This window comes from Rubritalea spongiae, assembly GCF_042652385.1.
GTDB classification, from domain to species: domain Bacteria; phylum Verrucomicrobiota; class Verrucomicrobiia; order Verrucomicrobiales; family Akkermansiaceae; genus Rubritalea; species Rubritalea spongiae.
On record NZ_JBHSJM010000001.1, the window covers coordinates 2,944,115 to 2,968,316 of the forward strand.

Genomic DNA, 24,202 nt, shown 5'->3' on the forward strand with positions numbered 1-24,202 from the left:
TGTTAAATTTGAATGGTCAACTAGTTGCGAAGCTCGTTGACTTGGCGGATGCAGTTGAGGCTGTATGCCCATGAGGACCAAAGTGTCAATACCGCGGCAATGATAGTTGGGTACAGCGGTGAGAGAGGTACTACCTTTAGCATGACCCAGCCTAATGTAAATAGCTGGGCGATAGTGGTGGCTTTGCCGGTCCAGTGTGGTTTGACTTGGATTTTAATTCCGAGTGAGAGGATCATCGCGCAGCCAATGCCGATGCTGACATCGCGGGCGACGACCATGATGATGTACCACGAGGGAATGATCCAGTCGCTTTCGCCCCATGCGATAAAGGAAAGTGTGATGAGTCCAGTGAGCATGAGGACTTTATCGGCTAGGGCGTCGAGTACAGCGCCGAGCTTGCTGGTGAGGTTGTATTTTCGAGCGATGTAGCCGTCTATGCCATCGCTGGCAGCGGCAAGGATGAAGGTGACGAGAGCGGCGTAACGCAAGGTTTCGTCAGGCGTTCCAGTTTCGATGCTACGGCCATACATCACAGCAAGGACTCCGAATACAGGAATCAAGGCAAAGCGAAATAAGGTGATGGCGTTGGCGGGATTCACGAAATGGTGGAAAGGAAGATGGGTGCTTGAATTTTTTACCACGGATCAGACGAATTGCACGAATGAATGCGAGGCTGACAATTGGAAAATAGGAAATAGAGGCTGTACCGCGAAATAGGCTAAAGTTTCGAAATGGAGATGCCTTCGGCCATTTGGCTGGTAGGGATGGGTGGGAGATTAGGTTCTGGGGGGTGCCTAGGGTTTGAAGGTCGAGTGTCATGGAGGTGCATCGTGGCGACTTAGGGTTGATGCTTTATTTGGGATGGGTTAGAGCTTTAGGCATGAAACCAGAAATTGGAAAAGCAGCGCCAGAGTTTACCGCTTCAGTGATTGGCGGACAGTATGAGGAGGAGACAGAAATCTCTCTTGCAGATTTTAAAGGGCAGCGAGTGGTGTTGGTGTTTTAACCAAAGGACAACACGCCGGGGTGTACGACGCAAGCTTGTGCGATGCGTGATGACTGGAGTCAGCTCGAGGGCAGGGCGCAGGTGTTCGGTGTTAGCATTGATCCGATCAAGAGCCATGTGAAATTCATTGAAAAACAAGAGCTGCCTTATCCGCTGATAAGTGATGAGGATAAAGCAATTGTTGAGGCTTATGGCGTGTGGGTGGAGAAGCAGATGTATGGGAAAAAATATATGGGGACGGAGCGCAGTACTTTTGTGATCGATGCAGAGGGCAAGCTTGAAGCGATTCTAGAGAAGGTAAAGCCAGCGAAGCACTTTGAGCAATTGCTTGAGGTGTTGAGGTAGTCCATCACAGGTATTGCCTCCATTCAGCTAGGCAGGGACGATTATCCCTAATCGTCCAGCTGATAGAGTTCTTTGATAGCTTAATGGGTAGAGGTGGGTATGGCGTGTTTTTAAACCAGAGGTGTAAGCTCTGCGGTTTTAAGATCGGTGCACAACCGGACGATTAGGGATAATCGTTCCTGCCTGAATTGTTGGTTCTAAGGCGCTCAAGGGTGGAATAAAAAAAGCTCCATGCGGGGTGAGCGCGTGGAGCTTTGTGAAATATGTTTGAGTCGTTCTCGTTTGCGATTGGCTTAGCGACGACGGCGAAGAAGAAAAGCTACAGAACCAAGACCGAGGAGCGCTGTGCTGGATGGTTCAGGGACTGCTGTGATTGCTTGTGTAAGATACAAAGGGCCTATGCCTGCATTTGAAGTATTTCCAGCGTCTAATACTCCAATAACAGTATTGAAAGAGCCGCCAGTTTCAAGGCTTACTGATTGTGATGGGGGTATATCTGAGTTGTTCGGAAATGTTTCAGTAAATTCGAAAATAGCATGCTCTGAGGATGTGTTGGTAGTTTCTCCATTGAACGCCCAAACATAAATACTGTCACCATTTATACCGAGAGCATCCGAGTCGACTCCGGTAATCGAGATGTCAAAATGAGCGCCATACCCTTCTGCAAATCCAGTACCAGTCACTCCTGATCCAAATTCGATAAAGTCGGCTTCCAACTCTATCAAAGACTTCGTGATTATTTCAGCATTTGAAAAGCTTTGAAAACTTCCTATTCTGATTAGAGAATCTTCCGCTAAATCTGCCCCTGTGGAGTCAGCTAACCCGTTATTGGTAATAGCTTGAGCTGTTACAGTAACCGATGCGTTAGCAATCGTTACAGAGGTTGTGAAAAGGGCGACTGTATATGTGAGAGGTATACGTTTCATTATATTAATATATTAATTAGGGGGGGGGTTAGTTTGTAGTCACAGAAGGCATGTTCCAAGTAAATGCATCAGGTTGTTTTCTGTAAACAAGTAGAGCTGAGTTTGAAGGGAATTGATAGTTGGCTACATCTATAATTGAGCTATCGGTTGATTGCCAGCCAGTTCCACCTAGTCCAGCGTCTTTGTACCAAAAACTTGTGAATGATTTAGTTGTAGGGTTATATATGACAATTTCATCAGCATTTGCTAGGCTGGATGAAGCTGCCAGACCTGTAGTTGAGTCTTCAGTGTATAGTCCACAGTTGGCAGGAGTGAGTTGTTCGATCGGAATGAGTGTTGAGAGAAGGTTGTAGCCGGATCCTTCTATGAGAACATTAGTTTCATCCTGTTTTACCGCTCCTGTTAATGTTATGCTAGTGTCGTCAGCTTGTTTTCTTAAAATTAAAAGACCATCGGTCGGGAATAGAGCATAACTTTCAGGATTCAGAATGTTGCTATCTGTAGATTGCCAACCAGTTCCTCCTAATCCAGCATTTTTATACCAGAACGAAGTATAAACTCCTGTGGAGGCATTGAGGATTAGAATTTCGTCAGCATTTGCTTGTGAACTACTTCCAGCCAAAACGCTTGGGGAGCCGAAGAGGCTAGCCACAGTGTGAGCAGTTTTAATGGAATATGAACTGTTAGGCGCTATGTGAGATAGGTCGTCTAGTGTGTATAGGCTAGAGCCCCCCGGTGAACCAGTAATCCACGTGATTGTACCGGAATGCTCACCGCTTGTAATTTCTATATAATGACTAATTTCTCCAGAATTAAGAAATTCTCCAGCCGCAAATGTTGCTGAGGTGTCTGTTAAAGTATTATTTGACCCAGTTGCGAATGAAGACACGTTACTACTATATTCGGTGCTTCCAACTAAAGATAAGCTAGCGATTGTGAGGCCCTGTGAAACTTCATTGTTATGTCCATTAATCGTAATTGTCACATAACCCACTGGATCGGTGGTGGCTGTTTGGGCCTGACTTGTCGCAAGAGAACCTAGGAGTGTGAGAGCTGCGACGCCCCCCAGTTGGAATGATTTCTTCATAGTGAATGTGGTGAGATTTTTTGAAACGGGAGGTCGAAATTATTTTAGATAGCGAAAGGTACAGAAATTAAATAGCTCATGACAAGAAAGAAGTAGCATTAAAATAATTTAAATTGAGTTAAATGTAATGATTTTATGCTAGAAAAAGTAACTGAGAGAGTGCGTCGATTTGTTGTAGATGGATGGCTGATGTACAGATTTTTATTTGGGGGTATGCATCAGGTAGATTTTTAATCCAATTGCGAGAAGCAAGGGGGCTCTTGTAGTCTTTGAATAGGGATGTGCATTATGGTAGAAGTATTGGGACAAAAAAAACGACGCAAACCTCTCGGAATGCGTCGTTTAGAAATCTTCTTTGTACTAAGAAGAGCGGGTCGCTTAGATGAGACCAGCTTTCTTGAGTGTTACGTAAGCGCCGTTTTTGTTGATAGTCTTGATCGCTTTTGCTGTAAGCTTGATGCGTACGTAGCGGTCGAGTTCAGGAACAAAGATGCGCTTAGTCTGAAGGTTAGGGGATACAGTGCGTTTCACAGTCTTGGTCACGTGACGACCGATACCGCCTTTTTTCTTAGCGAGACCAGAACGGTGGATCTTGCGACCTACACGTACTTTAGATCCGCGGATGCTACATACTTTTGCCATAATCTTGAAATTTGTTGTGGGCGCGGAGATAAACACTGACGAGGTGGTAGGTCAAGGAATTTATTGTCTAAATAACAAACTCAACAGAGTTTGCTGATCTGACCCTTGACCTTACGACCTTCGACACTCTGCACAACTAAGAACCTTGCACATTTTTCATGCTGTCGAAAGTCAGGAGATCAATGGCAGAGTTTGCGGCGCGTGGTCGCGTCGATTATTTTTCTAGAAGAGTTCGTCTGCTGGCTTGGTGAGTGGTGCGCCGATTTTTTTGTACGCGGCGGGGAGGGCGACACGGCCGCGTGGGGTGCGTTTTACGAATCCTTGCATAATGAGGAAGGGCTCGTGGACTTCTTCTAGTGTAGAGGCGTCTTCTCCGACCGCTACGGCGACGGAGGATAAGCCAACGGGGCCGCCATTGAATTTATAGATCATGGCTTCGAGGATGCGGACGTCCATTTCATCGAGTCCGTCGTTGTCGATCTCGATCATGGCGAGGGCGTTGTGGGCGGTTTCGGCATCGATGATGCCGTTTCCTCGGACTTGGGCGAAGTCGCGGACCCAGCGTAGGAGGTTGTTGGCGATACGAGGGGTGCCGCGGGAGCGGGCGGCTATTTCGGCAGCGCCGTCGGGCTGAATGGAGATTTTGAGTAGGTTTGCAGAGCGGATGAGAATGACTGCGAGTTCTTCGCGCGAGTAGTAATCGAGCCGGTTTACGAGTCCGAAGCGCGAGCGGAGTGGGGAGGTGAGCATGCCGGCGCGGGTGGTGGCGCCGACGAGAGTGAACTTGGGTAGGTTGAGTTGGATAGAGCGTGCGGATGGGCCTGAGTCAATAATGATATCGAGCCTGAAGTCTTCCATGGCTGGGTAGAGGTATTCTTCTACGGCTGGGTGGAGGCGATGGATTTCATCAATAAAGAGGATGTCTCCTTTTTGGACATTGGTTAGGACGCCTGCGAGGTCACCAGCTTTTTCGATCTGAGGGCCTGAGGTGGTGTGGAGCTGGGTGCCGGCGGCTCCTGCGATAATATTAGCTAGGGTGGTTTTACCAAGGCCGGGAGGGCCAGAGAGGAGAACGTGTTCGAGGACGTCATCGCGCTGTTTTGCGGCTTCGACCATGAGCATGAGACGTTCTTTGATTTTTTCTTGTCCGTGGAATTCGCTGAATGCGGGTGGACGGAGAGAAATATCTTCTTGGGTGTCAGGTGCGCTGGACGTTTGCTCGAAGTAGGAGTCGGACATTGAGATGTGAGAAGTGGTGTTTGTTTAGAGATAACCGGAGGTATGAAACTGGCAACTGAATAAGTGGGGAAGGGGCTTTTGGTCGGGCATGGGGTCGAGGGTCTTAAGGTTGAAGGTCGTGGTTTGCATCGCGTGGTCGCGATGGAGTAGTTGAGGATGGAATTGAGATTGCTTGTGTGGTGTTCTTCGCTAGAAGGTGGGGTATGGAGATTGGCGATATCAAAAAGGTTCTCAATGCGGCAGGTGTGACACCGTCGCGTCAGCTTGGACAAAATTTCTTATGTGATCCAGTGGTGGCGCGTGGGATTGTGGATCAGTTGCACCCTAGCGAGAATGATGTCGTGGTGGAATGTGGGCCGGGAACTGGTGCGCTTACGGTGCATCTGGTCGGGCGGGTGAAGAAGGTGATTTTGGTAGAGTTTGATTCGCGTTTGGCGGAGTACCAAAAAGAAACCTATAAGGACCGTGACGATGTGGAGGTGTTCCATCACGATGCGGCGCGCTTTGATATGCGTCAGCTTTTTAAGTATGGGCCGATTAAGTTACTTGGCAATTTACCGTATTCTGCAGGCGGTGCGATCATGCGCAATTTTATGAAGCGTCCGACGATGATTTCGCGGGCGGTGCTGATGCTGCAGAAGGAATTTATTGATAGAATCGTGGCGGTGCCACGGACGAAGGACTATGGTGTGCTATCGCTGCGGATGCAGAGTGAGTGGGTGAGTGAGCCGGTGATGCTGGTTCCGCCCGAGGCATTTACACCTCCGCCGAAGATTGATTCTACGGTGATGGTGTGTGTGCCGAAGCCTGAGAGTGAGTTGCCAAATTACGATGCGCGTCTTTTTGATGAATTGATCCGCCGCGGGTTTTCTCAACGCAGGAAACAGATCAAGAAGCAGCTTCCGGATACGCGTGAGTGGGCTGAGGTGGCGCCATTGTTGGGGTTGAAAGAAACAGCGCGCGCTGAGGAAATTTCGTTGGAGGACTGGATTGAGATTACGCGTTTGTATGATGATCATCCGCTGAAAGATATTCCACAGAATGCTGATGAGCTCTTTGATGTGGTGGATGAGGGAGATGTGGTGCAGCGGCAAGAGAAGCGCGGCGTAGTGCATGCTGAGGGTTTACTGCATCGTGCTGTGCATGTTTTTGTATTTAATAAGCGCAAGGAGTTGCTGCTGCAGAAGCGTTCTAGCTTGAAGGATCATTTCCCGAGTAAGTGGGATAGCAGCGCGGCTGGGCATTTGGATGCGGGCGAGGATTACGAGAGCTGTGTCGTGCGAGAGTTGTCTGAGGAATTGGGCATCGAAGAGTGTGATACGCAGGAAATTGCGAAGTTGTCGCCAAGCGAGAAAACGGGCTGGGAATTTATTGGGCTTTATTTAGCGCGGCATGACGGGGCTCTACGTTATCCATGTAGCGAGGTTTACGCTGCCGAGTGGTTCACGCTGGAGCAAGTACGCGAGTGGGTTGCGCTTCGCCCAGAAGATTTTGCTCCAGGGTTTATTGAATGTTGGAAGGTGTTTGAGGAGAAAATGGCTGGTGCGCAAGGTTAGGTAACTTGCTTAACGGTTCTGAGCTGCTACGGTTCATTCCTATTAAGAATGGACCGAGTTTTGCGTGTTTTTATGGAGATAGGCGCACGCAATGTTGTTTTAGGTGAATGGTCTGTGTGTGTTTCATTGGCAAAGTGTCGATTTCTTTGACGAAATCAGTTTGCAGCTACGTGCTGTGTGGGTAGTTTGGCGCAGTGAAAGCACTTGATTATCCGGCGGAGGTTCGAGGGATCTTATCTTTTGATTTTGATGGGACACTTTATGAGCATGAAAAGGAGGTGGTGTTAGATCCTAGTTTTTATCGGAAAATTGAATCTTTACGGGAGGATGGGTGGCTATGGGCAATAAATACGGGGCGTTCATTGCTGTATATGCTAGAGGGTTTTAAGGAGGGGAGATTTCCATTTGCTCCTGATTATTTAGTGGCGAGAGAGCGTGAAATTTACACGCCGGGAGATCAGTTTGGTAGGTGGCACCGGGTGGAAGATTGGCATAAACGCTACGCGCGCGATACGAAATTGTTTTTTGAGGAGGCGGGAGAATTTATTGAGTTAGTGAAGGAGCATGTGACCAGTGCTACAGCAGCTCAATGGGTGGAAGAGGAGGGCGATCCTGCGGGGATCGTGGCTAGTTCAGAGGAGGAAACTTTGGAAATTTTACAGTTTGTGAATGAGCATCGGCATATGTCGAACCTCATCGGTGTGCTGCATAATTCGATTTACATGCGTTTTACGCATAATGGGTATAATAAGGGAACCTCGCTGAAAGAGTTAGCTAAGCGCAGTGGGGTGGGTGTGGAGAATGTTTTTGCGATAGGAGACGGGCACAATGATATCGATAAGTTACATCCCGATGTGGCTGGGATGATTGCTTGTGTAGGGAATTCCCAACAAGAGGTGGTTGATTATGTGCGTGGACATGGAGGGTATGTAGCTAAGGCGCACGGGAGCCTAGGGTCGATCGAGGCGTTGACGCATTTTTTAGGCTAATTTCTCACCGTGAAATACGTGGAAATTTCGAGAGCGCTTTCAGGGATAACTTGAATGGTAGGAGTAGTGTCGAAGGTCTGAAGGTCGAAAGTCTTGGTGGCATTGCGTGGTCGCGATGGAGTTGGGATGGATGTTGGCGAGGCGTGTTGGAAAGCAATGGTGTTGCCTTTGTGGTTCGAAGGCGGGTGCGCAGCTGGACGTCGGCGGAGCGTCGTTCCTACCTGGGTTTGGGGTGAGGTTTTGGTGTCGAAGGCCTTGAAGTCGAATGTCATTGCTTGCATCGCGTGGTCGCGCTGGCGGTATATTATCCGCCAGCAACTGGGGGGATGAAGACGACTTCGTCTCCTGGTTTGAGAGGGGTGGCCCAGTCGGCAAAATCGTCATTGATTGCGACCATGAGTTGCTTTTGTTTGTGGGGAAAGTTGTGTCGGCTTTTGAGTTCTTCGTAGAGGCCAGATGGGGTGACTGATTCCGTTGTGACTTCTTCGGTATCGCATTTGGCGAGTTCACGGAGCTGAGCGAAGTAGCGGATGGTGATCGATTTCATTTCTCGGGAATGGGTGAGATGACTACGTATTTCAAGCGTGTCGGCTGGGCTATTGGCGTTGTTCAGTGCAAAGGGTTTGGCGAGTGGAATAAGAGCTGTGTTGATAGCTTCAAGAAGGTGGCGCGGACAGCGTTTGCCGTCTGACACCGCGGTGGAGATAGCGGCTGCCGAGCTTGGTTCGTAAATGGCGCAGAGTGGCTCGGCGCGATGGTCGACGTTACTGGCGAAGCTGGTGGCATCTTTTTCAGGGTTTGCTGATTCGATGAGTTGAGAAAGCGTGTCACCTTCTAGTAGGGGAAGGTCGCAGGCGATGACAAGCCAGCGTGCATTAGGGTGCGCTTGCTGCGCCGCATGAATGGCACAAAGCGGTCCTTCTGCTGGATCTATAATCGCTGGAACGCCGAAATCTTGGTCCGCGCGGTGGCAGAGAAAGGCTTGCTCAGTCAGAGCTTCTAGGTGGGCGTAGAGCCGTTGCCACTCAGGAGTGTCATCGCGGTAGATGAGCTGGGCTTTGTCTTGGCCCATGCGGGTGGATTTTCCGCCGACGAGTAGAAGTCCGTAGAGTGGTGCTGGCATGCATGAGTTCTGCGACATGGAACTAGTGGGCGCAATAGTGATTTCTGAGAATTAAACCATTGTAGGAAAAGTAAAACTTACAGGGTCTATTTTCTAGGTGGGTAAAACTTACAGTGGTTTATGGAGGTCGTAATGGTTTCGTTTAGTTTTAGGTCATTGTTTTATAATGTGTTGAGGTGTTTTTGAATGGGTTGGCATTATGGGTGCGATTGATTAATGCACTATGTACACAATACCCCAAAACAAAAGTTTGGTTACGATGTGCGCCTTTTCTGCTGGAATATTTCTGGCTGGTGTGGGGCAACTCGTGGCCGAAGATACTCCGTTTGAGCGTCAAGCAAACTTCTATCAGGTTGTCTCTGGACAACTGAATACGCTAGATCCCAGAGACGGTGTTTATACTAAGATAGGAGACAACAACGAAAGTTATAACGCCGCAGGCTATAATATACTGGATGACTACGTGTATGCTTGGGGGCGCTATGCTCCTTACAAGGATCAGCTATTAAGAATCCATGGTGATGGGTCTTTTGTGCCCCTAGGAACTCCGACGACGTCTGGAAAAGAAGTCCCTACTTACCGCATTTATGCGGGGGACATGGATTTTGATGGTCACTTATGGGTCAGAGGTGATCGTTTCTACAGTCCCGATTTGATGAAGATTCATGTAGAAACTTCAACCTACGAGATGGTTTCATTCTCAGGCGTGAATCCAGGGGGAGTGGCTGATATCGTTTATCAAGAGATTGATGGTAAGGGCTACTTCTTTGGAGCAAGGAACCAAGATCTTTATGTTTGGGATGTAGAAGGGCGCACGGTGGAGCGAAAAACAGTAAATAATCTCCCAGAAGGTCGGATTAGCTACGGTGCTGCCTATACAGATCAAGAGGGTAATTTCTATGTGAGTAGTAACAAGGGTGGAGTCTATCAGATTTTGAACCACACGAGTGATACTCCAAGAGCTGTATTTCTACTCGATAGTGTGGTGACAAACAACAATGACGGGTTTAGCTGTCCAATCTCAGAGAGTCCACTGGTCATCCCTGAAAATCAGCCTCCAACAATTAGTTTGGAAGATGTGGCTGTTACGCTAGATGGAAAAAGACGGTGTGTTATTGATCTGGGTATTCAAGATGAAGGACTACCTCTTGAAGCTGATGGATTAGTTGTGGATTGGAGTCATCAAGCTGGCCCCTCTCCGATTGAGTTTAGTGACAAGAATGAGGCGAAGACCGGTATGTATTTTCCGCGTAACGGACAATATGTGGCGCGCTGTACGGCCTCAGATGGAGAGCTAACAGTAGCTGAGGATTTTTATGTTACTGTGGCTGATGATATTGTTACCCTTGTCGATAGTTATTCGCGTAGTGAGGATGATTATAAGTACTCTCGAAAGCTCTGGAAAATGGTTAAAGAGCAATTGCATTGTCGCAAAAATGGCACGCTGCTCGAGGTCGAGAAGCGTGGCTTTAATCCAGAGGATTTTATTCTCAGCGAAGATTCTGAAGTTATAGTGACGGCAATTTACGACGGTGGAACATATCGTAATAGCTTATTTTGGTATGACTCGAATCAAGAAGACAAGATGACTGAGGTTTGGCATAGCTATGTGTTAGGGCCCACTGCTCCTCTTAAACCTGGTTCGCGAGCAAGTCTTGGTGTTTTACCTGCTGGGACTAATCTACGGTTTGGTTTAGTAGTGGATGGAGCGCGTGGCGGAGAAACGATGGTGTTCCAAGATGCAACCCGAAATATCGAAGGCCTTGAGCAGTGTGCTGCTCAATTATTCAGCGCAGACTCTAATGCTCCTTTGATCCTTGCGTTTGAAGATCAGGTTTTAGGGGATGAGGACTTCAATGATGTGATCATTCAAATTGAAATTATTCCTCGATATCGTGGGATCACACAGTACGATGATGTGGTAGTAGGACAGTCAGGTATTTTCAGTGATCGTGGGCGCCGTGGAGTTGAGAGGCACCTAAGTAATTATGACCTGAATTATGCTGAATACGAGACAACAGGCCAGATCTTTGAACTCTCAGACGAGCCGATGTTGATCGAGTTTGTCGAGGATAGAAGCTCGATGAAATTTGATCTCTGTGTCTTTGACTATGATCTTGTGAGGCATTTAGATCCTAGTTCACTTGAGTTCCGTACGAGAGCTGCAAAATTAGCCATTTCAATTATAGACGATCGAGATGTGAATCCTGGTGATGTGCTAGAGTTTGATCCTGTGAAGTATGGGCTCAATGGTAAGACCGTTGGATTGATGGTGGTACCAAATAACCGTAGAGATGTGTTTCTCCGAAATCCTCATCGCTATACAGCGAAAGGTCACGGGAATCGGACGAAGCGTCAGCCTTTATTCAGCCTAGTAGGAGCAAATCCAGGTCATATGGATCAAGTTCTTACTGTGAGTGATGGGTACATGACGATGATCTGCATCGAAGATCATACTCGCTATGAGGTGGCAGAAGCACCTGAGGAGGGTGTTGTGAGCGATAGCAGTTTCGATGATGCGATCATTCTAATCCGAGGAGGTATGACAGAGGTGAATCTTTTTGATGCTCTTTTCGGTTTGCCTACAGCTGACCCAACACTTGGTTTCAACGGTGAAGATGGGATTACGCCTAGAGAGGGAGTTATCTGTTATTAGTTGAAGTAATTTATCTATAAAGATCAGGGCTTACCTAATGGAATGAGTGTGTTGCAGCTTTAAATTGCACCGGTCTCACTCAAGATTTGGGTAAGCTCTTTTACGTTGATAGGTTTTGATAGATAGTGGCTCATTCCGGAGTCGAGACAGCGTTGTTTGTCCTCGGCTAAAGCATTTGCAGTCATCGCTATGATTGGGATATCGGCATAATGTCCTCCAGCTTCGCCTCCACGGATTTTAGTGCTAGCGACTAAGCCGTCCATGACGGGCATCTGCATATCCATGAGAATAGCGGAATAGTTGCGGTGATTTTTAAGGGCAATGATCGCTTCCTCTCCGTTGTGCGCGACATTAGCAATAAGTCCCATGCGCTCGATGATGATTTTGGCAAGCTTAGCATTGATGGGATTATCTTCTACAATGAGAATAAATGTGTGCTTTGACTCGATTTCTCTTTCGGTAGATAAATTGTCTGAGCTGTTGTCTGATTTTCCTGTAATGGCAGCATTGATCTGGGTTACGAGTTCACGCTCTTTTAGTGGCTTGTATATCACACTGGAATAGCCGGCACTTTTTGCTTCGGTTCTTTCTGATAGATGTCGAGAGGATGTGGCGAGAATCATAGGAGGAGTTTTTTCTCCGAGACGTTCTTTGTAAATTTGGGCCAAGGCAATGCCATCTATGTCGGGCATGAGCATGTCTGAGATGATAATATCATAGCTGGCCAATTGCTTGTCATCGAGCTTCGAGGCGTCAGTGCTGTCTTGGGCCGTGGTTACGATACAGCCCCATTTACTGAGTCTAATCTGCATGTATTCGAGATTAATAGGGTGGTCATCGATGACTAAAATTTTGAGGCCTTTTAATTTACCCAAGTCATCTTGGTTAAACATTCGAGGGACTGGCTTTTTCGCTGGTATGATGGGGAGGTTGACTGTGAAGGTGGCTCCTTTACCTGGTACTGATTTTGCTGAGATAGTACCTCCCATTATTTGGAGGAGCTGTGTACAGATTGATAAACCAAGGCCTGTGCCTCCATACTTGCGGGTCGTAGTAGCATCAGCTTGAATAAATGGTTTGAAGAGTTGCTCTTTGACTGCAGGCGCGAAGCCAATACCGGTATCTATGACATCTATAGCGATGAAATCGTCATTCTTTCTAGAAGCGTGAACGATGACACTTCCTTCACTGGTGAACTTAAGAGAGTTTGAAACGAGATTGAGGATGATTTGTTTTATCCTGCCAATGTCGCCATGGAGGTCTACTGGAACGTCATCATTTGTTTGATAGATTAAATCGATGTTTTTGGATGCTGCTGTCTGTGCGTGGATCTCGAGTGTTTCTTCTATGCTGTCGGTAAGATTGTAATCCACCATTTCTAACTCAATCTGCAAACTTTCCACTCTGGAGAAGTCAAGGATGTCATTAATAATAGAGAGGAGGATATCACCACTTCGTTTGATGAGCTGTAAATGCTGAATCTGCTCTTCGCTGGCTTCCGAATCTAGAAGAATGTCAGTGAATCCAAGAATGCCATTGAGTGGGGTTCTGATTTCATGACTCATGGTTGCAAGAAAGAGAGATTTGGTTTCATTCGCTTTGATGGCGCTCTCAGTGGCTTCCTCTAATTCCTTTTGAATCTTTTGGTTTTCGGTGATGTCACGATAGATCCCCTGAATCATGGTGTTCTCACCCACATCAAATTTGGAAGCTGAGATTTCAACAGGAATGTGGCGGCCATTGCTCCGTACGAGCTCCACCTTGAAGCGAACTTGTCCGTATTTTTCTATTTCTTGTGTGGCTGTCTCAGCTAAGCTTGTGAACTCTGGTGAATAGAGGTCATTGATCTTACTTCCGATGAGGCTATCGGCGCTACGCCGCAAAATCATACAGATGGTCGGGTTGGCGTCTATGATGATTCCGTCGAGGGTGTAGAGTAAGATACCATCTACAGATGAATGAAATAGTGCGGTGAATTTTTTTTCCTCAATACTTAATTTTGAGGATTTAAGTTTCACCTGTTGCTCTAGCTGTTCATTTACTTCAAAGAGCTGTGAGCTCTTTTCCTCTAATAAGTTCTCAGCTTGTAGACGGGCTGTTTTTTCCCGCACATAGCGTTTTTTCCATTTATCAGCCTCATCCTGCATAGGATTTAATTATTTAAGGTTATAATGAATAGTTCGGAGTCGTCATCGATGCTTTGGCGTTTGATATTGGCCGTGCGATGAAAGTGCTCCAAACTTCCACGAATAAGACCTTCACAGACATCTTCCATGTGTCTGACCGAGTGATAGGTCATATGGAGTTCATTTGGCGCATTAGGTCTACTACACTCGAATGAGGGCAACTCGGCATCAGGATAGAGCTTTCGAACTTCAACGTGAATGTATGTTTCTACAAGCTCAAGGAATTCGAGAGGGTCATCTGTTTGTGCCACAAACGATGGATAAGAGGCCGCCAAACGGTGGAATAGGTGCTGACCATATGCTTTTAGTAGGTCGGGAACTGGTACACTTATTTCCTCACTGAGATTACATACGAGTGAAACTATTTCAGTGTGTGGGTAAGTTCCGACTGCCGTGTATGCGCCGCCTGACGGGAGGTCGCTTTTTTCAATGATAGTATCTACCATGTCGAGACCGTGCGCAGACTCAACCATGCTTAAAAATTCTGTAAAGATGACTCCTTTCATATGTATATGGGTGTTTTTTGTGCTGTTATTTTTTTAGGGTACTTAGAGTTCTAATCGTTTCATTTTATTGTAGATGGATTTTTCACTGATACCTAGCTTCCTCGCTGATTCAGCTTTATTTCCACCGCAAAGCTCAAGTGTTTGCGCAATAGCAAGTTTTTCTACGTCGGCTAGAGTCATTCCTGCGAGATTCGTAGCTTGAGTTGATGTTGAAGATTCTTGGTCGATACTGCCCATGAGGTCATCAGCAGTGACTTCATTGTCATCGCAAAATGCGGACGCTCTCTCCATCAGGTTTTCTAGCTGTCTGACATTTCCTGGCCAATCATATTGGAGTAATTTGTCTGAAGCATCCTTGTGGATGGTTATGGTTGATGTGTTGCGCTGTTGTGCGATTCGATTTAAAAAATGGTTAGCGAGGGGAATGATCTCGGCCGGTCTGGCTCGTAGGGCTGGTAGTTCTAGAGGGATGACACTAATGCGGTAAAACAAGTCTTCTCTGAATTCCTTAGCCGCGATCTTTTCTTTAAAGTCAATGTTAGTGGCGGTAATGATACGGACATCACAAGTGAGTTCTTTTTCGCCACCGACTCGATGAAATTTTTTATCTTGAAGTACGTTGAGAAGCTTAGGTTGTAAGTCGATGGGGAGGTCTCCGATTTCATCCAGAAACAAGGTGCCTCCTTTGGCCGCTTCTATTTTACCAATTCGTTGTTTTAAAGCCCCTGTGAATGCGCCTTTCTCGTGTCCGAATAGTTCACTTTCAAGTAATTCTCTAGGTAAGGCTGGGCAACTAACTGTTACGAAGGGTTTATTTGCTCGTGAGCTGTTAGAGTGGATGAAGCGGGCCATCACTCCTTTACCTGTGCCACTTTCACCAGTGAGTAGGACTGAAGAGTCTAGCTTAGCTATTTTCTTAGCTTTCTTGAGAAGAACTCTCATGGAGTCAGAATGTGCAATAATGTCAGTAGAGGCAGACTCTTGACTAATAGAATCTTTTAAAGACTGGTTTTCTTTCTGAACTTTACTGAGCTTCTTCGCATTTCTAAGTGTCGTGAACAGGTGGTTTAAATCAAATGGTTTGGTAATGTAGTCATGTGCTCCGAGTTTTACTGCTTTCATAGCTGCACTCGCTTCATTTGCGCCGCTGAGTACAATCACCGGGACATTAGGGTGAGATTTACTGAGTTTTTCGAGACAGGAAAAACCGTCCATTTCTGGCATGTGCAGGTCTAATAATACAAGATCTACATGGTCGCGCATGAGCTCAAGTGCCTCTCTTCCATTGGCAGCGGTTACTGGATGTAAACCGTAGTGTGTGGCTTTTAATGTGAGCAGGCTACGGATAGTTTCATCATCATCCGCGATGATCAAATTATAGGGAAGAGAGGGCATGGGGTTTCGATTGTCTTAGAATTAAATAATGTTAGACTATTGTTGTGGATGTTGAAATTGATAAATCACATTTGTTAGCTTTAGCCGGAGATGATAATGAGGCTGTTTTGATGATTCTTGAGGAATTTTATGAAAATAGTGTGGTTATAATTACTGAACTTAAGCAGAACTCAGATGCTGAAAATATTGAGCTTTCTCGGCAGCTTTTACATCAGTTGAAAGGGTCGTCTGGCATGTTTGGGATGAGCACTCTCCATGATTTATGTAAGAAGTTAGAAGTGAGCACTGAGTTATTGGAGGCGCAGCTTAGTAGTTTACGTATTCAATTAGAAAAATCGTGTCAGTTAGCGAGAGCCGTGCTTTTGGGGTGAGGGAGTTCACCACCTCCGAGTGCTTTAAATAGACGGACGGTGTGGGCTACGTGACGGCCCTCAGTTGCATAGCTCTCATCTTTGGTACGTATGTAGTCTTGTTGAGAGTTCAGGAGACGGCGTAAATCGACTTGCCCTGTCTGATAGGCCTCGTAAAGCAGGTTTGCAGCGCCATGGTATTCCTTGCTGGCTTTTTGAAGATACTCTAGTCGTTTTTGCGAATGATGGATGCGGGTCATGCTGTTCTCAACTTGAGTGACGGCATTGATGACAGTACCTTCATAGGTGGTGATGGCCTGTTCTAATTTAGATTCTTGTTCACGGATTCTATTCCGGTCTGCGCAGGCATTGAAGATACGCCACCTCACATTGGGGCCGAGCCCAAGTGTTCTGGTGATTGTTTCGATGGTGGCACCTTGAGTAAAATACTCGTAGCTAATAGCGCCTGATAGTGAGAACTGCGGGTAGAGGTTGGCTGTGGCTACACCAATACGTGCTGACTCCGATGCAATTTTTCGCTCTGCTCTACGGATGTCGGGGCGAGATCTTAAAATTTCAGATGGATAACCAGCGTTAATACGCTTTGGTGGGGAGGGGATGTCATAGCCTGATTTTAGTACATGGGGCATTTCTGCTGGTCGCATAGCGACGAGCGCTGCTAAGCGGTTACTGATCACCTTTTTCTCCTGTTTGAGTTTAGGAATTTCAGCCTCACTCGCTAATAGGTCTGCGTTTGCTTCATGCTGTTCCATCTGAGTGGAAAGCCCCTCAGCGAAGCGACCGTCGATCATTTCTTTGATTTGTTGGTAATTATCTCTGCCTTCTTCTGCCACGGCGATGCGCTTTTCGAGGGTGCGATAGGCTATGTAATGGAGAGCGACTTCGCTATTGATGAATACGAGGGCGTCTCTATAGCCTTCAATCTTAGCTTCGTATTCAGCGGTTGCTGATTCAACCTGTCGGGATACACGTCCAAATATATCGAGCTCCCACCCGACATCAAAATTGGCATATTGATCACGTGAACTATCAATATCCCATTTGACACCTGCTGAATCAAAGGTTCCCAATCCATGAGCGTCGCGGGCATTAATCTCAGCTTTAGGGTACCATGCCGCTGAGAGAACGGATCTCTGATACCAAGACTCAGAGATGCGAGCTCGAGCGATACGTATATTAGGGTTTGCTTCTCGGGAGCGCTGAATGAGCTCGTCTAGAATGGGATCTTTATATTTTTTCCACCATTTTTGAGAGCCCGTTACCTTTGACTTATTGTCTTTATCTATCGCCTCAGTCCAGGCATCGGGGACTTTTATTTCAGGTGGCTCGTAATCTGGGCCGACCATACAGCTGGGCAGCATAAGAGAAAACCAGAGGAGAGGGTTAAGAGCAGATAGATTCACTAAGAATTTACTACAGTATTCTTGGCAATTCGGCTGCATTAAATTCACAGTTTTTTAGGAATTTTAGTCTATCCATAGAATGACAACCGTTTTGAATCGCCATGAGAATCTGCTGAAGATCTTACAGCTTCGTTTGTTTTAGGAATGTAAAAAATACTGTGTTTGCCAGTTTTAGTAGAGAGGTTGGATTTCTATTAATTTACTTAAGTTGTTTATATTTAGTTGTTTGTGTTGTTTGTTTGAGGCGTTGGCATGTGGCTCGCATAGGTGATTGTACAACTTAATCAACATACCCCATGAACACATTCAAATTCAGAAAAAATCAACAATTCGTAAGTTTCATCATTCCTGCTATGAACGAGGAAGCCACTCTTGAGACTCTTTATAATGGTATTAAAAAGCAGTTAGAGCTCCTTGATTATGATTGGGAAATCCTTTTCATTGACGATGGCTCGACTGATAGCACTTGGTCTGTGATGGAATTACTTGCCTTCCGCGATCGAGAGCATGTTAAGGCATATAGGTTCCCTAGTAATAAGGGGAAAGCAGATGCGTTAGCTCTTGGTTATCAAGTCGCATCAGGCAACATTGTTTTCACTATGGATGCAGATCTACAAGACGATCCACAAGAGATTCCTCGCTTTATCGAAGCATTAAACGAAGGAAGTGATATAGTTACTGGCTGGAAGCGTAAGCGCCATGACCCTTGGCATAAAGTTCTTCCTAGCCGTGTTTTTAATGCGGTCCTCAGTAGAGTTACTGGGGTAAAGTTACATGACCACAATTGTGGCTTCAAAGCCTACAAAAAAGAGGTCGTAAAGTCTCTTCCAATGTATGGTGATATGCATAGGATGGTTCCTTCTCTTGCTTCATTCAAAGGCTTTAAGACCACTGAAATTGAAGTAGAGCATCACGCACGTCAACATGGTGTGAGTAAATACGGTGTAGAGCGCCTTATCATTGGTGCTATCGATACAGTGACTGTTGGGTTCTTACAGCGTTTTAGGAATTGTCCGATGCATTTTACTGGTAAAATAGCTGCCTATTTAGTGCTTACTGCTGTGGCGTTATTTTCTGCAGCTGCTGTGGTATCATTGATCGGAGGCGCTGGGGGAATCTTAGTTATTCTAGGTGCGTTAAGTTCCCTTTCAGCAGTGATTGTATGCATGCAGGGATTGATGTCGGAGAACAGTGTCTATAGAGGCATGGAGGAAGGCAGACAGTTTCTCTTAGCTGATATAATCAATGGCAGCGTCTACATTCCTGCTAAGCAATTTTCTCAAGATAAAGTGAGAGAGGCGGACATGCTATCCGCTTAGTAGTTTTGATCTTTTTTAATCAGCTGTACTTCTGCTGTTTTAGAACATTTCAGCTTCCTACAACAATCTCCCCCCTCTACCCCCGCGCCCTGCGAACTTAGCATTCCTGCTCGTTGATTGAGTTTAGAAATGTGTGGCATACTAAGTTTCGCAGGGCTTCTTTGTGTAAATATCGTTATTCAGTGGGTTTCTACCTGAACGAGTGCCTAAGTTTTGTTCATGCACAAATTACAGGATGGAGGATGATGTACTGTAATTAATACTGTGTTAATGCGGGTAGTTTCATAGTGTTGGTGATTTGAATTTATTGTAACTGGTTTGTTTTTAAATGTTTGCGTTGTTTGTTTTTGTGTTGGCACGGATCGAGCATATGAGAAAGCAACTCAATCAATGTAAACTAATGAATACTAATACCCTTAATCAGTCATATCAGTCCGTTGCAACAAGCATGGACGAGAGAGATGTTCACTCAAATGTAGGACTTCACACCATAGAGGAAGCAAACCAGGGAGGTAGTGAGAAGACAATCAACGTTGGAGTTGTGACATCAACCTACGCTCGTGATACTGATGATTGCCAAGTTCCGTGGATGCGTGAGCTTATTGCACAAATGAAGGAGCACTCTTGTAATATACGCGTCATGGCACCAGCATTTAAGGGCCTTAAGAGTCATCAAATCGATGGAATCGATGTGCATCGTTTTCGATATGCCCCTCAATCTTTAGAGACTCTTACTCATGATGAGGGGGCTCCAAATAAAATTAACTCTATTTTCTACAAATTATTGGTGTTACCATATCTCTTAATGGGGTCACTTGCGGTATTTTGGTGGTGCATTAAGCATAAAATAGATGTGTTGCATATACATTGGCCGTTCCCGCACGGGTTTTATGGAATATTACCTAAGTACTTATTAGGTGTAAAAGTGATCGCTATGAGTCATGGTGCTGAGCTCGCTATTGCACGTCGCAGTACCCCAGTTCGCAAAGTGCTAGGATGGCTTCTTCGTTCAGCTGATGTGCGCTGCACAAATAGTTCACATACGGCAAATGAAGTGAGCCGTGTGAGTGGCTGTACAGATTCTATGATCATGCCATATGGGGCTACCGTCCGAAATAAAGAGGAAGAGTTAGAGCCGCGTGATAAGCCTTTGCTGCTTTTTTGTGGCCGTCTTGTTCAACGCAAAGGTATCGATGTATTGCTCAGATCTTTACCTGCAGTATTAGCTTCTACAGATGTAGATGTCGTGATCACTGGAGAAGGGGATAGAAAAGCAGAATGGGAGAGTCTTTCTCATGAACTAGGGTTATCTGAATCTGTTCAATTTCCCGGATTCGTTAGCGATGAGGAATTAGGGAGACTTTATGCGAATTGCACACTCTATGTGCATCCAGCGATCTATGATAGCAATGGAGACACCGAAGGCTTAGGAGTGGTGTTAATAGAAGCTCTTGCACACAAGAAACCAGTGATAGCCTCTAATGTAGGAGGAATTCCTGATGTGATTAAAAATGGCGAAACGGGAATACTCGTAGAAGAGAAAAACGAGCAGGAGCTTGCAGATAGTATTCTTCGTTTACTGAATGATCCTCAGTTGTGTGAAGAGCTGGGGGATGCTGGTTATTTGCATGTGAAGAGGTTTTTTGACTGGGAGCGTATTGCAAGTGAGACATTTGAGCTATACTCAAAATTAGCTGCTCGATCTAACTCAACACAGGAAGCTTAAATCGATGAAATCGTGGATTAAATACGGAGCGATAGTTTCAGCAATGGCCTTTGGTGCGTTTGCTTTGTCTGAACAGATAGGTGAACTCCCGAATCTAATTGAGCATGTTCATTTTGGTTTATTAGGAGGCGTTCTACTTGGCCTATTGGTTTACCAGATATGGAATGCAAGTGTCTGGTCAGAAGTGCTTTCATCAATATATGAGACTGGAAAGAAACGTACGGATTGTGCGCGTATCTGGTTAGAGTCTGAGTCATTAAAATGGTTGCCAGGATCTGTATGGAGCTATGGATCGAGGGTGGTGCTTGCTGATGAGATAGGGGTGACTAAGAAGAAGGCTAGCTCGAGCATCATCTTGGAGCTAATCATGACGAATATAGCATGGGCTAGCTTAGCTCTAACAACCTTGTTCACATTTCCAGTGAGCGCATGGTTTGATAAGGTCGAGAGTTACCTCAATTGGGTTATTTTCGCAATATTGGGGCTTTTAGTTTTTGGCATAGTAGTATCGTTCGCTTTTTTCAAAATCAAAAAGCTGAGGGCTGTACTGAGTATTGGTCCAATTGATTTTAAGAAATGCCTAGCTACAATTTTTCATTATATAGTTCTTTGTGTTTTCAATGGTTTGCTATTTTATGGGGTAATGACAGCTGTGCCTAACGTTGAGGTTCCTGTAGTCGCCGCATTAAGTATTGCTGGCGTGGCATGGTTGGCTGGATTTTGGGCAATCGGTATCCCAGGAGGTATCGGAGTCAGAGAGACCGTGATAGTAGCGATGGTTTGTCAGTTCAGTTCCTTAGAGCAGGCTATTCTAGTGGCAGCTCTGTGGAGAGGTTGTCAAATGCTTGCTGAGGTTGGGGCTATTTCGCTGATGGTCGGAACTGGAATTATCAAGCAAGCCAAACCTAAACTGAAAGAAGATGAATCATCAAAAAAAGAAGGGCTCAGTTATTAAGCAGATCTTCAAAGATAACTGGAAAGAAGTTCTGGTTTTAGGCACTGTAATTGCAGGTTTCTGTCTGTTAACTCTTTTGGTGATTATCCCAGCATATAAAAGCCCTGGAAATGGGATGGCGTCATCAAAGTTGAGCTATACTGAACTTCTTCGGAAATCAGGTAAAGCTATTCCAGTGGTTTCCAAACAAGTGGCGAAAGAGAAAATTCAGTATTTTGTTATGGGGGAAGGCGTGTGTGCCAGCCAGCCAGTACTGGTTCCAATCATCCCGATGGATCGTGTAGACGAGGTGTATGTAAAAGAAGGTGAGAGGGTGAAAGCTGGACAGGTTTTAGCAAAGTTGAGTGAAACTAAAGCTAGGATTAAGTTAGAGTCTGCAAAGTTAGCTGAATCAACAGCCGCCGCTGAGTTGGAGCGTGTGAGATTAGGATCAGCGTATGTGCTGGCTCAAGAGAGACCAGAAGTCGAAAAAATCAGCCTGAGTGCAATGGAGCAGCAACTTAGCTTTGCGAAGGAAAAATTAGAACGCTACGAAACAGCTTTTGAGAAGGGGGTCATTTCTCGGGTTGTTTTGCTAGAAGCTCGCAAGGATTACACGAATGTTTCAGAAGGGTTTGAACAAGCTCAGCTGTCAATGAGGATGGCGGAGCAGGGGGTAGAGCAGAGTTTAAAAATTGCAATGAACGCTGTTGGTGATGCTGAACAGGCCGTTGCACATAGGGAAGAGGAGCTTCGGCAATACACAGTGTATGCTCCAGTGGATGGAGTCGTAGACCGTGTCTTAGTACAAGTAGGTGAGTATAATCAAGATAGCGGCAAGCCTGGATTTCTTTTGTCAAGCGGTCTATGGTTTGACGCGTATTTTGATCAAGCTGACTATGCGTCTGTCCAGACAGGTCAGCAATGTTCAGTAACGCTGGAATCATACCCTGGCAGGCAGTGGCCAGCCGAAATAGAAATGGTTAAGCCTGTAGTTAGCTTTAATTCCGGTGGGCCAGAGATTTCGAGACCTTTACGCCCTAGAGGCTCAGGGTCACCAGAGTGGGCTGCAACATTTAAGGTGCAAATTAAGCTCAAAGCCGATGTTCTGAAACACAGGATTGTTACTGGAATGACTGGGTTCACACGGCTTGAAATCGAGCGAGAATCTATTGTGGTTCCTCGCAGTGCGATTCTTTCTCTCTCTGCTGGATCCGCATTAGTATACTTACCTATAGGAGAGAGTTGGGAAACTAGAGAAGTCACGGTAGGGCATGTGGGCGGTGAGCAGGTGGAAATCCTAGATGGACTCGAGGTGGGTGAACACGTATTGATAGAAGGTCATTTGAATCTCAAACTTGATGATAAAATTTCAGTCAATCAAAAGTGATGTAGATCTTCTACCAAAGATTTTCAATGTTGTTGCGGCGTTAGTCGCTCTGCTTTTGATTGTATTTTCGTTCTTAGGGAAATGGTTTAAGTTTCCCATGTATGTCGTGGAGACACATACATTTTATACGATCGATTCCGAAATCACTCTTTGTTTTAAGTTAGCTCAGTTACTGCTGTTTCTGATATTTGGAATCGGCACAGTACTATTTTACAAGCGTGGAGGGGGATGGATGAAGCCTGTGCTTTTATGGGCTATCTGTGGTTTTGTGAGTACACTGTGGTATCCGTCTGTACTGACTCATAGAGATTCGGAAGTCATGGGAGATGCGGCGTGGTTACAGCAGCAGTTCGATACGATGACTTGGCTCGGTGGAGATGTGTATCGCGCGCATTCCGAACGAAGCGTAGAACTCGGCACTGGTGTGAACGCACAGGATCCTCCTGATCGACTAGCTGTTTTCAAACCACCGGTTGGTTCAATGGGATGGACGCAGATTAATGATTGGATGTGGTGGTTTGGCTATGGTCCTAGTTTTACGCAGTTTGTGGGGAGTAGTTGGTTTTTTGCTGTGTGTGGGTATCTACTAGTCGGGTTGAGTGTGTTGGGGTTTAGTTGGCGTAAATCGGAAGTAGCGGCACGACATCTTTTTAAGTTAAGTGTGATCTGCGGCTCATGTCTGTTGCTTAGCTTGGCATCAGTAACAGTACTCTCGGTGAAGGTTGCGCATTGGGAATTGAGTGCAGCTAAAGCAGCAATCTCAGAGAGTGATTACGCTGGAGCTCGACGATGTATTGAAGCGGCGTGTGTCGTTATGCCTACAATACGCTGTGATAGCGGAGTGATCAGGCAGTTGGGTTATTGTGACGTGATGGATGATAACAATGGCAGTGTGGACTCTCATTTTTTTCAAATACATAGACTCGAACGCCATGGGCATTACGATAGGGCGAGATCTATGTTAGATTCTCTGGCTGCGCAGTCGGGTGAATTACCGCGCTATCAATCTAGGGAAGTGAGTAGACAGCAACTCAGGGTGGCGATTAATAATATCAATTCAGGTCGATACTCGAGGGCTATTCACTATCTGGATAGTGTGATCAGCAATGAGCAAAATTGTTTACAAGCACAGTTTCATCGACAGCTCATGTCTCTGCAGACTGGAGATTTAGCGATGAATCAAAAGATGAATCAATCTATAGAAGATGTGATCCAAGGGGTTCGAAGCAAAACGAAACGGGGAGTGATAGCTGCATCCGCGTGGATGCGAGCACAGGGTGAATTGAATAGTGGCAATGTATCTGAGGCATGGAGGGCGCGTAGGCAATCACAGGGGAAATGAAGCCGCTACTGACATCACAAAGAGGAAGGTTGAAGCCAATAATATGGGGCTGCATTGCCTT

21 protein-coding genes and 1 pseudogene are annotated in these 24,202 nt (G+C 45.9%); 11 read left to right on the forward strand and 11 right to left on the reverse strand.

All coding sequences use genetic code 11. The annotated features are described in order from the left end of the window. Positions 1 to 20: 20 nt before the first annotated feature. On the reverse strand, positions 21 to 599 hold the full coding sequence (locus tag ACFPK9_RS12990) for a CDP-alcohol phosphatidyltransferase family protein (protein WP_377095336.1): 579 nt from the start codon (positions 597 to 599) through the stop codon (positions 21 to 23). Between the two features lie 281 nt (positions 600 to 880). Between ACFPK9_RS12990 and ACFPK9_RS12995 the strand changes: the two genes are divergently transcribed. Both ACFPK9_RS12995 and ACFPK9_RS13000 read left to right on the forward strand, forming a co-directional pair. After that, on the forward strand, positions 881 to 1,006 hold the full coding sequence (locus ACFPK9_RS12995) for a hypothetical protein (RefSeq protein ID WP_377095337.1): 126 nt from the start codon (positions 881 to 883) through the stop codon (positions 1,004 to 1,006). A 12-nt stretch (positions 1,007 to 1,018) separates the two neighbouring features. Further along, a pseudogene (locus ACFPK9_RS13000) lies at positions 1,019 to 1,351 on the forward strand (peroxiredoxin); the annotation flags it as partial. Between the two features lie 293 nt (positions 1,352 to 1,644). Here ACFPK9_RS13000 and ACFPK9_RS13005 read toward each other — a convergent pair. The 4 genes from ACFPK9_RS13005 to ruvB all read right to left on the reverse strand — a co-directional run bounded on the left by ACFPK9_RS13005 (position 1,645) and on the right by ruvB (position 5,245). Further along, the gene (locus ACFPK9_RS13005; RefSeq protein ID WP_377095338.1) at positions 1,645 to 2,277 is read right to left on the reverse strand and encodes a PEP-CTERM sorting domain-containing protein; all 633 of its coding nucleotides are present in this window, start codon (positions 2,275 to 2,277) and stop codon (positions 1,645 to 1,647) included. A 28-nt stretch (positions 2,278 to 2,305) separates the two neighbouring features. Next, the gene (locus ACFPK9_RS13010; RefSeq protein ID WP_377095339.1) at positions 2,306 to 3,364 is read right to left on the reverse strand and encodes a hypothetical protein; all 1,059 of its coding nucleotides are present in this window, start codon (positions 3,362 to 3,364) and stop codon (positions 2,306 to 2,308) included. 378 nt (positions 3,365 to 3,742) lie between these two features. Then, complete coding sequence (rpmB, locus tag ACFPK9_RS13015) at positions 3,743 to 4,006, reverse strand: 50S ribosomal protein L28 (protein ID WP_377095340.1); 264 nt, start codon at positions 4,004 to 4,006, stop codon at positions 3,743 to 3,745. A 222-nt stretch (positions 4,007 to 4,228) separates the two neighbouring features. After that, on the reverse strand, positions 4,229 to 5,245 hold the full coding sequence (ruvB, locus tag ACFPK9_RS13020; protein WP_377095341.1) for a Holliday junction branch migration DNA helicase RuvB: 1,017 nt from the start codon (positions 5,243 to 5,245) through the stop codon (positions 4,229 to 4,231). Between the two features lie 203 nt (positions 5,246 to 5,448). Here ruvB and rsmA point away from each other — a divergent pair, with 203 nt between their 5' ends. Together rsmA and ACFPK9_RS13030 are read left to right on the forward strand one after the other, a co-directional pair. Next, complete coding sequence (gene rsmA, locus ACFPK9_RS13025; protein WP_377095342.1) at positions 5,449 to 6,801, forward strand: 16S rRNA (adenine(1518)-N(6)/adenine(1519)-N(6))-dimethyltransferase RsmA; 1,353 nt, start codon at positions 5,449 to 5,451, stop codon at positions 6,799 to 6,801. Positions 6,802 to 6,995: 194 nt separating this feature from the next. After that, positions 6,996 to 7,790, forward strand: coding sequence for an HAD family hydrolase (locus ACFPK9_RS13030; RefSeq protein ID WP_377095343.1), 795 nt, complete (start codon positions 6,996 to 6,998; stop codon positions 7,788 to 7,790). Here ACFPK9_RS13030 and ACFPK9_RS13035 read toward each other — a convergent pair. Both ACFPK9_RS13035 and ACFPK9_RS13040 read right to left on the reverse strand, forming a co-directional pair. Continuing rightward, positions 7,787 to 8,062 (reverse strand): hypothetical protein, encoded by a 276-nt coding sequence (locus ACFPK9_RS13035; protein ID WP_377095344.1) that lies wholly within the window; start codon positions 8,060 to 8,062, stop codon positions 7,787 to 7,789. The two genes, ACFPK9_RS13030 and ACFPK9_RS13035, sit on opposite strands and share 4 nt — an antisense overlap. A gap of 32 nt (positions 8,063 to 8,094) precedes the next feature. Further along, a complete protein-coding gene (locus ACFPK9_RS13040) occupies positions 8,095 to 8,913 on the reverse strand; it encodes an NTP transferase domain-containing protein (protein WP_377095345.1) in 819 nt (272 codons plus the stop codon). A 223-nt stretch (positions 8,914 to 9,136) separates the two neighbouring features. Here ACFPK9_RS13040 and ACFPK9_RS13045 point away from each other — a divergent pair, with 223 nt between their 5' ends. Next, the gene (locus ACFPK9_RS13045; RefSeq protein WP_377095346.1) at positions 9,137 to 11,569 is read left to right on the forward strand and encodes a DUF4114 domain-containing protein; all 2,433 of its coding nucleotides are present in this window, start codon (positions 9,137 to 9,139) and stop codon (positions 11,567 to 11,569) included. Between the two features lie 59 nt (positions 11,570 to 11,628). On the opposite strand, the gene ACFPK9_RS13050 is transcribed toward ACFPK9_RS13045, so the two are convergent. From ACFPK9_RS13050 to ACFPK9_RS13060, 3 genes are read right to left on the reverse strand one after another with little or no spacing between them, the layout of a single operon-like run. Further along, positions 11,629 to 13,716, reverse strand: coding sequence for a PAS domain-containing hybrid sensor histidine kinase/response regulator (locus ACFPK9_RS13050; RefSeq protein ID WP_377095347.1), 2,088 nt, complete (start codon positions 13,714 to 13,716; stop codon positions 11,629 to 11,631). A 5-nt stretch (positions 13,717 to 13,721) separates the two neighbouring features. Next, on the reverse strand, positions 13,722 to 14,261 hold the full coding sequence (locus ACFPK9_RS13055; RefSeq protein WP_377095348.1) for a heme NO-binding domain-containing protein: 540 nt from the start codon (positions 14,259 to 14,261) through the stop codon (positions 13,722 to 13,724). 42 nt (positions 14,262 to 14,303) lie between these two features. After that, positions 14,304 to 15,656, reverse strand: coding sequence for a sigma-54-dependent transcriptional regulator (locus ACFPK9_RS13060; protein ID WP_377095349.1), 1,353 nt, complete (start codon positions 15,654 to 15,656; stop codon positions 14,304 to 14,306). 44 nt (positions 15,657 to 15,700) lie between these two features. Here ACFPK9_RS13060 and ACFPK9_RS13065 point away from each other — a divergent pair, with 44 nt between their 5' ends. Further along, positions 15,701 to 16,027, forward strand: coding sequence for an Hpt domain-containing protein (locus tag ACFPK9_RS13065; protein ID WP_377095350.1), 327 nt, complete (start codon positions 15,701 to 15,703; stop codon positions 16,025 to 16,027). Here ACFPK9_RS13065 and ACFPK9_RS13070 read toward each other — a convergent pair. After that, the gene (locus ACFPK9_RS13070) at positions 15,997 to 17,388 is read right to left on the reverse strand and encodes an efflux transporter outer membrane subunit (protein ID WP_377095351.1); all 1,392 of its coding nucleotides are present in this window, start codon (positions 17,386 to 17,388) and stop codon (positions 15,997 to 15,999) included. The two genes, ACFPK9_RS13065 and ACFPK9_RS13070, sit on opposite strands and share 31 nt — an antisense overlap. Before the next feature lie 338 nt (positions 17,389 to 17,726). Here ACFPK9_RS13070 and ACFPK9_RS13075 point away from each other — a divergent pair, with 338 nt between their 5' ends. The 5 genes from ACFPK9_RS13075 (at position 17,727) to ACFPK9_RS13095 (ending at position 24,141) form a co-directional block, all read left to right on the forward strand. Then, positions 17,727 to 18,749, forward strand: a complete 1,023-nt coding sequence (locus tag ACFPK9_RS13075; RefSeq protein WP_377095352.1) for a glycosyltransferase family 2 protein — start codon at positions 17,727 to 17,729, stop codon at positions 18,747 to 18,749. A 400-nt stretch (positions 18,750 to 19,149) separates the two neighbouring features. Then, complete coding sequence (locus tag ACFPK9_RS13080; protein ID WP_377095353.1) at positions 19,150 to 20,475, forward strand: glycosyltransferase family 4 protein; 1,326 nt, start codon at positions 19,150 to 19,152, stop codon at positions 20,473 to 20,475. 4 nt (positions 20,476 to 20,479) lie between these two features. Beyond that, positions 20,480 to 21,430: a lysylphosphatidylglycerol synthase domain-containing protein gene (locus ACFPK9_RS13085; RefSeq protein WP_377095354.1), complete on the forward strand. Its 951-nt coding sequence runs from the start codon at positions 20,480 to 20,482 to the stop codon at positions 21,428 to 21,430. Next, complete coding sequence (locus ACFPK9_RS13090; RefSeq protein WP_377095355.1) at positions 21,396 to 22,799, forward strand: HlyD family secretion protein; 1,404 nt, start codon at positions 21,396 to 21,398, stop codon at positions 22,797 to 22,799. The genes ACFPK9_RS13085 and ACFPK9_RS13090 overlap by 35 nt, the downstream gene beginning before the upstream one ends. Beyond that, positions 22,771 to 24,141, forward strand: coding sequence for a tetratricopeptide repeat protein (locus ACFPK9_RS13095; protein ID WP_377095356.1), 1,371 nt, complete (start codon positions 22,771 to 22,773; stop codon positions 24,139 to 24,141). The genes ACFPK9_RS13090 and ACFPK9_RS13095 overlap by 29 nt, the downstream gene beginning before the upstream one ends. Positions 24,142 to 24,202: the final 61 nt, after the last annotated feature.